Source organism: Vibrio sp. KMM 9700, from assembly GCF_058545285.1.
Genome location: NZ_CM178589.1, coordinates 724730 through 736862 on the forward strand (window position 1 = coordinate 724730; position 12133 = coordinate 736862).

Sequence of the window (12133 nt, forward strand, 5' to 3'; positions counted from 1 at the left end):
ACTAACGGCTTATTCATTTAAGGGTATTCTTGGTTAATTGTTAATGAAGTAGCATCTCCTTTTTTAATTATGCTACTCACTCCAAATAAATCCCCATTTTTTGTACCGACATCACCATCTTGATCTATTCTTGCTTTGACAACATACTCTTCAAGATCCGATACTTTTTGTCCTTGCATCATACCATTCGAGTCATCCAATGTAACCGTCACAGGAAAATCTGTTAGCGGATAACGCGCCGCGGCAAGTGGCATTGGCGCGCCAGAAGCAGGATGCACAGACACAATCAAAAAGCCTTGTTCTGGCAATTTTAATTTAGGATCCAATGTAATCGTTGCTTGAATCGTGCCTTCAGCAATTTTCTCTGCTGGCTTGGTTTGCACAGTTTCAGCTTGTGTAACTGTTTCAACTTGCGTAACAGCTTCTGCTGATGAGTCAGGTTTTGCTTGCGTTGCTGGCTCTTGCGCTGCTTGAGCTTGACCATGATGCGCTGGCATTGTCATCTCGCTGCCATTTAAACGCGCTTTCGCCATCGCAATGCTTTTTTCTATCATGTTATAACGTGAGTCATCTTTTGGCACGACATCAAGCATTTGTGTCCAGTAATCGGCAGCTTGTTGATAATCACCTTGCTCAAAAGCATTGAAAGCAACCAAAGAATAAACACTAGGGTCAACGTCTTTATATTCTAAAAGCTTATGTAAAACTTCTAATGATTTATTATGATCATTTGGGCTATCTGACATGCTTAATGCGCGCGCATAACTAAGCATCACATTTTTATCGGTTGGTGCTAGTTTGATTGCATGCTTCATCGCGCCCACTGCAAGCTCAGGGCTTTGTACGTTCAAACCAATTTGGCCTAAAAATAACCAGCCTTCAATTTGATCGGGCGTTTCATAAAGCTTGGTTCTTAACCCTAAAATCAGATCTTCCATCTCATTTTGAGTCAAAGGCTCTGTCGTAGAAGTCAGATATTTATTGGCAAGTGTTGGCAGGCGATCCACCGATGCTTGCCAATTTTTCATTTCATCCATCGCGCCAAACTTCATATATAAAGCGTAAGACAGTGCAAAAATGACTATCACTGATGGGATCACAAATTTCGCCGCCGCAATCGCTTCTGCTTTGGCTTGATTTTGCTCTTGTGGAATATCATCTAAAAGTGAGGTTTTTAAATCTAAAATCAGCTCATCTTTATTTTCAATGATCCCTGCATCATCTTCCGCATCAAGCTCAGCCAATCTATCTTTATAAAAAGCTTTGTTAAGCTCATCACGCTGCGTTTTTTGATCTTCTAATCTTGGCTTTAATAAAGGAATGATCACAAACAAGCTCATACCTAGTGTTAAAACTAGGCTAGCTATCCAAAACATTGTCATTTCTGATCCTCTTTATTATTTTTTTCTTCTTCGTCAAACAAAGCTTTGAGACGCGCTTCTTGCTCTTCATCCCAATCAGTGATCACATCCGTTTTTGCCTTGGCAGAGCGGCGCACGATCACAAATAACCCAAATAGCACCACAAAAATAGGCGCGCCCCAAAGCACAGCAGTGGATGCGTTAAATGGTGGTTTATAGGTCACAAAGTTGCCGTAACGCGCCACCATATAATCAACGATTTCTTGTTTGCTCTTGCCTTCTTTAGTCATTTGATAAACCTTCAGGCGTAAGTCTTTGGCAAGCTCAGCATTTGAATCTGAAATTGAGTTATTTTGGCACTTAGGGCAACGTAGCGTATGACTAAGCTCTTGAAATTGCGCTTCTTGTTCAGGCGTATCAAAGTCAAACACTTCAATTGCCGCTAAGCTTGAAATGCTAAAGCCAAGTAATAATACAAAAAATAGCTTTTTGATCATGAGTTTGCTCCTGCCTCTTGTAGCATTTTGTCATACATAGGTTTAAGCGTTTGCTGCCAGTTTTGATCGTTTACATCCCCCACATGACGATAAATAATTCGACCTTGTGCGTTAATCAAAAAGGTTTCTGGCGCGCCATACACACCTAAATCAAGCCCCAACATGCCATCGCCATCAAACAAGCTCGTTTGATAAGGATTGCCTAGCTCATTGAGCCATTTGACGGCTTTATCACGCTCATCTTTATAGTTCAAACCAATAATCTTCACGCCTTGTTTGGCGAGTTGGTTTAAATACTGATGCTCTGCATAACAAGTTGGACACCAAGTCGCCCATACATTTAACAGCATCGGCTGACCTTTCAGTAGGCTCTGATCATAGGTTTTGCCCGCTTCAAACAAATCTTCCAGCTTAAAGCTTGGCACTTCTTTGCCCACCAAGACAGATTCAAGCTTAGTTGGATCATCGCCATTGGCATTGCGCGTCAGCTGAGTTGCAAACACTGCCGCTAATGCTAAAAATAAAATCAGCGGAATGAAGAGTAATTTACGATTCATTATGAGCCTCTTTAGGATTTGATTTGTTTGAGTTTTGCGCTTCTTTTTTACGGAAACGATAGCGTTTATCAGTCAGTGCAATCACCCCGCCAATCGCCATAAAGATAGAACCAAGCCAGATCCAACGAATATATGGTTTGTAGTAAATACGTACCGCCCAAGCATTCGAAGGCTGATTATTTTCACCTTGGAGCTCTTCACCCATCGCAATGTATAAATCGCGCCACAGTGATGCGTCAATCGCAGCTTCTGTCATCATTGAGCCAGCCGTATCATAAAAGCGTTTTTCGGCATGTAAGGTGGTGACATATTCGCCATTTTGAGTGATTTCAAAATCCCCAACAACGCCTTCATAGTTTGGCCCATCGTTATCTCTTAAGGCTTTAAAATCAAAGGTATATTCATTAAGTTGGAAAGTTTCACCCGGCATTAAACGTACGTCACGCTCAATGCTATAGTTTTGCGTCATCGCAATCCCAATCACAGTCACGGCAAGACCTAAGTGCCCGAGCACCATAGACCAATGGCTACGTTGTAATTTAGTAATGCCTTTAGCAAATGAATGACGGTGCGTGGCACGTTGATAGACTTCAAAGCAATGCAGGATAATCACCCACAGCGCCAATGCCCAACCGATAAATGCCAACCACTTAAAGCCGCCAGCTAAGATCACCATGGCATATGCGCCAATCAATGAAAGTGGCAATGCAACGAGCATAGGCTTTTTCGCTTCACTTAGGTTATCACGCTTCCAACGCACTAAAGGACCCACCCCAAGCGCGATACAAAACGGAATAATCAACCAAGTAAAGAGCATATTAAAGAAAGGTGCGCCGATAGACACTGAGCCTAAACCAATTTGCTTGTGAACCAGTGGCAATAAAGTACCAATCAAGACCACAACCAAGGCTGCAATCAAAAGAACATTATTGATTAATAAGCCATTTTCTCGTGAAATAAGCGAGAAATTACCACGTACTCGTACTGCGCCACCTTTGACTGCAAACAGCAATAAAGAGCCGCCAATCACCACAATCAAGAAAGCGAGAATAAACATCCCGCGCGCCGGATCAGAGGCAAAAGAGTGAACCGAAACCAAAATACCAGAGCGAACCAAGAAGGTGCCAAGCAAGCTTAACGAGAATGCGCTAATAGCAAGCAACACAGTCCAAGCTTTAAAGGTGCCACGTTTTTCGGTTACGATTAATGAGTGCATTAACGCCGTGCCAGCAAGCCAAGGCATGAAAGATGCGTTTTCAACTGGATCCCAGAACCACCAGCCGCCCCAGCCAAGCTCATAATAAGCCCACCAAGAACCAAGTGCGATGCCTAGCGTTAGGAAGATCCACGCAGCAATTGTCCAAGGACGTGACCAACGCGCCCACGCCGTATCAAGTTTCCCAGTCATCAGCGATGCAATCGCAAACGAGAAAGCGACCGAGAAGCCCACATAACCCATATACAGCATTGGCGGGTGAATAATTAACCCCGGATCTTGAAGCAATGGATTTAAGTCACGGCCATCAATTGGGAAGTATGGCAAAACGCGTAAAAATGGGTTTGAGGTTAAAATAATGAAAAGCAAGAAGCCAACAGAAATCATCCCCATAATCGCTAACACGCGCGCAACCGACTCTTGCGGCATGCCACGGCTAAAGCTTGCGACGCAAACCGTCCAAATCGCTTGGATAAATACCCAAAGCAGAAGCGAACCTTCATGTGCGCCCCATACCGCAGTTAAGCGATAGTACCAAGGCAGTGCACTATTTGAGTTTGACGCCACATATTGCAAGCTAAAGTCATTGCTATAAAACGCCCACAGCAAAGCTGCAAACGAAATGCCTAAACTTAAAAACATTGCCCAAGACAGTGGGCGCGCTGTCCCCATCAAGACGGCATTGTTTTTGCTAGCGCCATATAAAGGTAAAATACTTAAAAGTAATGCCATTGCGACCGATAAAATCAGAGCAAAATGGCCGAGTTCAGCAGTCATTTAGTGACTCCCAGTTTGAGCTGTTGATTGAGTTTGAGCGCTTTGATGCGAGGCTTTGTACTCTTGTGCCTGCGCTTGACCTTCAGCTGAATGGCCTTTTTTCATTGCTTCTTCTACTTCAGGTGGGGTGTAGTTTTCATCGTGCTTGGCGAGCACTTCTGCCGCTTTAATCGTGCGCGCATCAACCAATTCACCTTGCGCCACAATACCTTGCCCTTCGCGGAATAAATCAGGCAAAATACCTTCATATTCAACCGTTACAGAAGGGCCAACATCGGCTAAATCAAAACTCACTTTAAGCGAGTTAGAATCGCGCTTAACGGAGCCTTCCACAACCATGCCGCCAATACGCAAGCGTTGACCAACTTCAGGTTTAGTGCCATCGGGTTTGCCTTCCACAAGTTCGGTTGGCGTATAGAATAAATCAATATTTTGATTTAATGCATACATCACAAGCCCTACCGTGATGCCTACCCCTAGGACAACGGCAAGCAGCAATGTCATTCTCTTTTTGCGTCTCGGATTCATAGTGTATTTTCCATATCTTTGGCGGCGTTCATACGTGCTTCACGCTCTATTTTTTGTTTAATTTCTTTTTTTAACGCTTTGGACTTAGATAAGCTTTTCACTAATAAAATCAACATACCAGCAAAAGTGATCCCATATGCGCTCCAGACATAAGCGCCGTATTTTCCCATTGCGATAAACTCTGCAAATGATTCAAAATGCATCTTATGCCCCCTTCTTCATCACAAGTTCACGTACCCAAGGGCGATGACCTTCTTTTTCTAAAATTTCATTGCGATAACGCACACAACTTAAATAAGCAAAGAAGAATGCAAAGCCTAAAATATTGATAAGTAAAGGCCATAACATATCTGTCGACATAGATGGTTTGCCCATTTTAGTAATAGTCGCACCTTGATGCAGCGTATTCCACCACTCAACTGAGTAATGGATAATTGGAATATTTACCACGCCCACAATAGATAAAATCGCCGCAGCTTTGGCGCCTGTGCGTTCATCATCAAATGCATGATAGAGTGCAATAACGCCTAAGTAGAGGAAAAGTAAAACCAACTCAGAGGTTAAGCGTGCATCCCAAACCCACCAAGTACCCCACATAGGTTTGCCCCAAACTGCGCCAGTGACTAATGCCACAAAGGTGAAGAGCGCACCAATTGGCGCCATCGCGGCGATGCTCATATTCGCCAGACGAATCTGCCAAACAAGACCAATAAAGCCTGCGACAGCCATGGAGACATAAATCCCCATTGACCACATCGCACTTGGCACATGAATATAGATGATCCGAAAGCTATCCCCTTGTTGATAATCTGCAGGCGCAAAAGCAAGCCCCCATACAGTGCCAATGATGAGTAAGATCAAAGCAGGTAATGCAAACCATGGCAGCAGTTTGCCGCAGAGCGCATAGGTCTTTTCTGGTTTTGCATATGGATGTAGCCACTTCCACATAATTCTTCTCACTTTCCAGTCTAAAGTTAATTATTATTTTATAAGATGTATTCTAGATACAGATTAGAGTGATCTATACCATAAATGAAAAACAAGTTTTTAGATTTTAATCAATACTTACTCGTAAAGCTGCACTTATTGCAAATGGTGCGAGTGTTATGCTTCCCATTAGCATAGCGCCTAAAATTGCTAATTGGCCTTGATATGCCATGCCACTTGCTGCGGTATCGATGGCAGACGTTGAGAATATCAGCACAGGAATATACAAAGGCAAAATAAGCAAACTTAAAAGCACGCCACCTTTTTGCAAGCCAACAGTTAAAGCTACGCCAATTGCGCCGATAAAACTTAAGGTTGGCGTACCAATTAAAAGCGTCAGCACAACAGCCAGCCAAGTTTGCATATCTAATGACAATAAAACGGCTAAGAGTGGACTAATGAGCAACAAAGGCAAGCCAGTTAAGAGCCAATGAGCAATAACTTTAGCTATCACAACTAAAGGCAGTGGCACAGGCATCAGCATTAATTGCTCTAGTGCGCCATCTTGAAAGTCATCCGCAAACAGACGCTCAAGCGAAAGTAATGCAGAGAGAAGCGCTGCCACCCAAATGATCCCGCCAGAAATACGTGCAAGCAGCGCAGGATCAGGGCCAATACTGAGCGGAAATAAGGTGATCACGATAATGAAAAACCACAAAGGGTTTAAAATATCGGCTTGACGACGATAAGCAATCAAGAGTTCACGACGGGTAATTTGATACATGGTTTTTAACATTATGAGTCACCTAAGCGGATCTTTTGCAGCGCATCAAGGCCAACAAACATATCTTGATGGGTGGTAAATAAAATCATCCCACCTTTTTGAATATGAGATAAAAATAAATCTTCGATGACCTTGATCCCTTGCTTGTCGATTGCAGTTAAGGGCTCATCTAAAATCCACAAAACTTGCTGACTGAGCCAAAGTCTTGCCAGTGCTACGCGGCGCTGCTGACCTGCGGATAACTTCCCTGCAGGTATATCTTCACGCCCTGCGAGCCCAACTTTAGCAAGCGCCGCCCAAATGGCATCAGTGTCAGGTTTTGCCTTGCCGTGAATCTGCAAGTAAAAATTAAGGTTCTCAAATGCAGTTAAGTCTTTTTTGACTCCAGTTTGGTGACCAAGAAAGAGTAAATCTTGGTGAAACGCATCGCGATCATCTTTGATGTCGACTCCTTTCCATAAAATCTCACCATCGATACGGCTACTTAACCCAGTTAAAAGACGCAACAAGGTAGTTTTTCCTGAGCCATTGCGACCTTCAATTTGAATAAGATCACCTGCTTTGACTGCAAAGGATAAGTTTTGGAAGAGTTCTTTTTCACCACGTATGGCGCTTAAATCTGATACTTGCAACATGGCTATATTCTATTTAGCTATAAATATCGCTATGTTAACACAAGCATAAATCAGAGGCACAACTTCACTCACATCTAAAAGATAAAAAACACTCGTTTGCTCCAAAAAACCACTCAAAAACCAATACTTTTAAATATTGAGAATTATTCTCAACAAAAGACGAAGACCATAACATTTACATTGTTTATTTTCATTTCATGATCTAGTTCAGATTTCAAAATAATAATACTTCATTCACATTTATTTTCTCTGCCAAATGCAACGAACTCATGTTAATTTGATGTCAAATACAAAAGAACCGCTACACTTATATAGGATGAAATAGTATTTCTTAAATACTTATACGCAACGTTTATACCAACGCATTGAAGTTGCAAGAAAATAAAGCCAGTTAGTATGTAGATGGCTTTGCAATGGAATATCAAAGAGTGGATAGAGCTGCAGTTTCAATTACCACAGGTATATATGTAAAAACTAAAGGAAGTTGTCACTTTTTACATAGGAAGGATAAATATGAATCACCCGTCAACCGATATGTTAAATGCCTTCAATAATCAGTCTTTATCTGATGCCTTGTGTGTTGCTGTAGCTGCACACCTTGAAATGTGCACTAGCTGTTTTCACAAACAAAAACGTACGCAACTCTTTAGCAAGTCAAAAACTCACGACGCTCAAACAAGCTTGGATTGTATCCAAGAAACTTTGCATAAAAATCTGTCTCAAATTAAAGATAGATCCTTTCAACCAAACTTAAATAATACGAAACAAGTGGTTGAAATTGATGATGAAGAATATGAGTTGCCATATAGCTTAAGTGTCTTGCCATTTAAAACTCAAGAAGAATTGGAACTGTTTTCTATGCTTCAAGTGGATGTGACAGATGGCGCGCCAGATATTGCGCTATTGCATGTCAAAGCTGGCGCTCCGGTTGAAAAACATACGCACGATGGCTATGAGCTATGTGTCATGCTTTCTGGTAAATATAAAGATGAATTTGGGGAGCATACAGCGGGAGATTTTGCATTCTTGGATGATAAGACTCACCACCACCCAGAATTTTTGGAAGATACCATTTGCTTACTTGTGACTTTGGATAAACGTATTTTATTAAGAAATTGTCATGATAATCTACAATCCAAAGCCTCTTAACAAGCTATCAAAAAGAAGCTTCACTTTCATATCAACAATACAGCTTTAAGTTTAGTCTTTACTTTCTATCCTTGGACTGAAACTTAAAGCTGTTGTTTTATCTCAATAAAATTTAGGTTATAATCTCGCGCAGTTAGCTGTCCCCGTCGGTTAACCGGATAAACCCCAGACCTCCTAAGTCTGTACTGCGCGTTCGAGTCGCGCCGGGGACGCCACTTTCCTAATCCACATCAAGCTTTTTTGTTTCGATACAAAATATCATCCGCACGTTTAAACACATCATCAAAACTTTCGCCTTTTTCAAATGTACTCACCGCGCAGGTTACATTAACGTAGACATCATGCCCTGGAATCGGATTGGTTGAGATATCCGTTTTAATTTTCTGTGTGATTTCTTGCGCTTTGCTCATTGAGACCCCTGGCATGATAATCAAAAACTCATCCCCGCCCATACGGATACAAAAATCATTGGCACGAACATTTTTCTTAAGCTTATTTGCGATATGTAAAATGGCTTCATCACCAACTTGATGCCCATAGGTATCATTAATATGCTTAAACTTCACCGCATCAAAAGAAATCATCGACACAGGTTCACCATCATGTTGCGCGCGACGCACGACCTTCATCGCAATACTGTCAATAATGCGGCGATTATAAAGACCTGTCATCGGTTCGGTAACAAGTTCGGCTCTAAGTTCTCTTTTTTCAAGACGACTTTGCCTGCGAATATAAATTAAGGCGTTGAGTAGCAAGATCACCATAAATAGAATCACAACGCCAGAAAATACTTTGTGCACAAAAAACATTACATCGTAATCTGCAACAATTGTTCCTAAATTTTCTATTTCATATTTATATTTAAAAGCAGACCACCAAAAATTAGGCGCTTCATTAATTGAGACCACTTGCCCTGAGTTGCGCATCACTAACGAAATTCGAATTGTTTCTTTTATATCTGGGTAAATCGATAAAATATTAGCTAAGGCTTTGGTGTCAAAACGAACGCCTAAATCCCCCACTAGCCCAGCATCTTTATATATAGGACTGATCACTTCAATCGTGCTGGTATTCTCATTTGCCAGTACTGGCAAAGTAAAAAAGTAACCATGTTCTTGAAGTTCATCTTGGTAGATACTTTCGATACCACGACGCTTTGCTTTAGGATCGAATGTCGTCGAATTAATACTAAACTCATTCTCAAGATCGGAATAAATCTTTGATGTATATATATAATTATATTTATAGCTAACATAAAAATGCTGATCGAAAAACGTCTCATCTTTATAATAACTCCAGATTTTATCTAGAATTAAGAATCGTTCTTGACCCGTTTTAAGTCTCTCCGGAATGGGCGCAATACCATATAAAGTACCGTGAGCTGAGCTCAAGGTGTTTTCATCATAATTAAAGCCAAAAATGCCTTTATCATTGTTTTCAAAAATTTTTGTATTTTCAATCAAGCTTATCGGGTGATTAAAAGTCAAACTTTTATCGATAACTGCTTGAACTTGTCTTGCATCTTCAACATTAATTCGCCCGACATTTTGTACGGCTCGGTTAAAATTATTAAAACTTGAAGATAAATAGTGCTTACTAGCATTGATTTCTTGAACAATGATTACGCTGACGGCAAATAGCAAGACAAGCAAGTTTGCAAAGAAAATCATTGTACAATATTTATGCTTAGATAAGCCTTTTCTGACATCCATGAATATCCCTAAAACCATAATATATATATGGAAATTATCATTTAGTGTTATTTATTGACCACTTTAATCAATCGTCACAAAAATTCAACAATAAAGATATATCTTTACAAATTTTCTTTGAGAAATAAAGAAAACCAGCCATAAACGACTGGTTTATATATTATTTAGTTATATATCTACTTAAACTGAATAGTGTTTTATTAGCAGCTTTCTCAAAACATAGGTAAGAACTATTCCTATTTAAATACTATTTGCTAGCACTCTAGCTCCGATCAAACGGCTAGAATAGCCATAAATCCCCCCAGGAAAGCATAAAAAATATTTATTCTTTAATATCATTATTTATACCAATGAGCAGTTTTTTATTTTCTGCTGCCATTAATCGGCAGAAAAACACCATAATTGACAGACTCACACAAGTAGGTAGACTAGTCTACCTACTTGTGTGAGTCTGTTAAGGGAGCAACATGACCAAATCCTCCAACCAAGAGCCAAAAAGCGCTAATGACCGTCTACTCGATGCAGCTGCTACGCTATTTTACAACAATGGCATTACAGCAACAGGGATCGATTCCATCGTAAAGCAAGCTGGGGTTGCCAAAAAAAGCCTCTATAACAACTTTTCCTCAAAAGCTGATCTAGTGGCGTCCTATCTGGAAGCTCGCCATAGAGAATGGCTCACACTTTATGAAGCACGTCTACGCGATGCTACGGGTCCACATGACAGAGTGATGGCAGTATTCTTGGCCTATGAGGATCATGCCGAGGATGCTTACGTGCGCGGATTTCGTGGCTGTGGTTTGCTAAATGCAGCGGCTGAGCTACCTGCCGGGGATACTGGCAGGATAGTAGTCAGAGGCCACAAGGAGCAGGTGGAGGCATTGCTAGTTCAACATGTAGGCGACATGCTCGGCGATGAGCCTCAGCGAGCCAGCCAATTGGCACATCATCTCGCCTTCTTGCTTGAAGGAGCTATGGTGCGAGCAGGCTTAGAGGGACGAAGCGACTGTTTATACCAAGCGCGTGACATGGCGGCCGCCATGCTGGAGGGGTTATGAACCAGGCCTCCCACGAACACCCGATGGGCATAGTCGCAGTTCTTATTGCTGCTATATTATGGGGAACCACAGGAACAGCCGCAACTTTTGCCCCTGGCGTGAGTGCCGTAGCAATAGGCGCAGTGGCGATGGGCTGTGGGGGACTACTACAGGCCGCTCTTTCAGCTAAGAGTATCCAACAGCATGCTGGTCTCTTGAGAGCTAAGTGGAGATACTTGCTAGTGGGTGCTGTCGCGGTAGCCATTTATCCGCTAGCCTTCTATGCCTCAATGCGTCTGGCCGGAGTAACTATAGGTACGGTGGTTTCCATAGGCTCAGCGCCTCTACTATCAGCATTGATTGAATATTACCAAGATGGACTTCGTCTCACCCGCCGCTGGGTTATCGGTGCAGGTCTCGGATTAGCTGGAATGGTGTTTCTGTCTCTGGCTGAAGGGAGCAGCCATGCACCAACCGGAACAGCACCGAGTGTCATACCCGGCGTGCTTTTGGGGCTGTTGGCTGGTCTCACCTATGCCCTGTACTCATGGACGGCGCGTCGTCTTATGCTGCAAAGGATTGCCCCCCGAGCAGCAATGGGCGCCACTTTCGGGCTAGGTGGTCTAATGTTGATGCCAGTGCTTGTGCTTACTGGAGCACCGCTGCTTGCCTCATGGGGAAATGCATTTGTAGGACTCTACATGGCCTTGGTACCAATGTTCTTAGGTTACCTCTGCTTTGGATACGGACTAGCACGAATTCCTGCCAGCACCGCCACAACAATCACTTTATCAGAACCTGTGATAGCAGCATGCTTGGCGGTAGTAATCGTCGGGGAACGACTTCCGGCAATCGGATGGGTCGGTATTATGCTGATCCTAGCTTGTCTAGTCTGCATCAGTTTTCCCGTTAAAATTCTTAAACATAGTTCATAGCATTCATCGTTCAAAACA

The 12133-nt window shown here is 42.2% G+C and carries 13 protein-coding genes and 1 tRNA gene; 4 read left to right on the forward strand and 10 right to left on the reverse strand.

Going from position 1 to position 12133, the window contains the following annotated elements; all coding sequences use genetic code 11:
* Positions 1–17: 17 nt before the first annotated feature.
* From ccmI to ccmA, 9 genes are all read right to left on the reverse strand, one after another.
* The gene (gene ccmI / locus AC2VOY_RS03270) at positions 18–1382 is read right to left on the reverse strand and encodes a c-type cytochrome biogenesis protein CcmI (RefSeq protein WP_491832214.1); all 1365 of its coding nucleotides are present in this window, start codon (positions 1380–1382) and stop codon (positions 18–20) included.
* A complete protein-coding gene (locus AC2VOY_RS03275) occupies positions 1379–1858 on the reverse strand; it encodes a cytochrome c-type biogenesis protein (RefSeq protein WP_491832215.1) in 480 nt (159 codons plus the stop codon). The genes ccmI and AC2VOY_RS03275 overlap by 4 nt, the downstream gene beginning before the upstream one ends.
* Complete coding sequence (locus tag AC2VOY_RS03280) at positions 1855–2415, reverse strand: DsbE family thiol:disulfide interchange protein (protein WP_491832216.1); 561 nt, start codon at positions 2413–2415, stop codon at positions 1855–1857. The genes AC2VOY_RS03275 and AC2VOY_RS03280 overlap by 4 nt, the downstream gene beginning before the upstream one ends.
* Positions 2405–4408 carry a heme lyase CcmF/NrfE family subunit gene (locus AC2VOY_RS03285; protein WP_491832217.1) on the reverse strand — a complete coding sequence of 668 codons (2004 nt, stop codon included), beginning with the start codon at positions 4406–4408 and terminating at the stop codon, positions 2405–2407. Before AC2VOY_RS03285 ends, AC2VOY_RS03280 begins: the two co-directional genes overlap by 11 nt.
* Entirely contained in the window at positions 4409–4936 is a 528-nt protein-coding gene (gene ccmE, locus AC2VOY_RS03290; protein ID WP_491832218.1) for a cytochrome c maturation protein CcmE, read from the reverse strand.
* Positions 4933–5139, reverse strand: coding sequence for a heme exporter protein CcmD (gene ccmD / locus AC2VOY_RS03295; protein WP_491832219.1), 207 nt, complete (start codon positions 5137–5139; stop codon positions 4933–4935). The genes ccmE and ccmD overlap by 4 nt, the downstream gene beginning before the upstream one ends.
* Before the next feature lies 1 nt (position 5140).
* Positions 5141–5884, reverse strand: coding sequence for a heme ABC transporter permease (locus AC2VOY_RS03300; RefSeq protein WP_491832220.1), 744 nt, complete (start codon positions 5882–5884; stop codon positions 5141–5143).
* A gap of 106 nt (positions 5885–5990) precedes the next feature.
* Positions 5991–6659: a heme exporter protein CcmB gene (gene ccmB / locus AC2VOY_RS03305; RefSeq protein ID WP_491832221.1), complete on the reverse strand. Its 669-nt coding sequence runs from the start codon at positions 6657–6659 to the stop codon at positions 5991–5993.
* Positions 6659–7282 (reverse strand): cytochrome c biogenesis heme-transporting ATPase CcmA, encoded by a 624-nt coding sequence (gene ccmA / locus AC2VOY_RS03310; RefSeq protein ID WP_491832222.1) that lies wholly within the window; start codon positions 7280–7282, stop codon positions 6659–6661. The genes ccmB and ccmA overlap by 1 nt, the downstream gene beginning before the upstream one ends.
* Positions 7283–7795: 513 nt before the next feature.
* Between ccmA and AC2VOY_RS03315 the strand changes: the two genes are divergently transcribed.
* Both AC2VOY_RS03315 and AC2VOY_RS03320 read left to right on the forward strand, forming a co-directional pair.
* Positions 7796–8431, forward strand: a complete 636-nt coding sequence (locus tag AC2VOY_RS03315; protein ID WP_491832223.1) for a cupin domain-containing protein — start codon at positions 7796–7798, stop codon at positions 8429–8431.
* A gap of 139 nt (positions 8432–8570) precedes the next feature.
* Positions 8571–8646: transfer RNA gene (locus AC2VOY_RS03320), tRNA-Arg, on the forward strand.
* A 15-nt stretch (positions 8647–8661) separates the two neighbouring features.
* On the opposite strand, the gene AC2VOY_RS03325 is transcribed toward AC2VOY_RS03320, so the two are convergent.
* Positions 8662–10143 (reverse strand): GGDEF domain-containing protein, encoded by a 1482-nt coding sequence (locus AC2VOY_RS03325; RefSeq protein ID WP_491832224.1) that lies wholly within the window; start codon positions 10141–10143, stop codon positions 8662–8664.
* 467 nt (positions 10144–10610) lie between these two features.
* Between AC2VOY_RS03325 and AC2VOY_RS03330 the strand changes: the two genes are divergently transcribed.
* Positions 10611–11201, forward strand: a complete 591-nt coding sequence (locus tag AC2VOY_RS03330; protein ID WP_491832225.1) for a TetR/AcrR family transcriptional regulator — start codon at positions 10611–10613, stop codon at positions 11199–11201.
* A gap of 23 nt (positions 11202–11224) precedes the next feature.
* Positions 11225–12115: a DMT family transporter gene (locus tag AC2VOY_RS03335; RefSeq protein WP_491832992.1), complete on the forward strand. Its 891-nt coding sequence runs from the start codon at positions 11225–11227 to the stop codon at positions 12113–12115.
* Positions 12116–12133 lie beyond the last annotated feature (18 nt).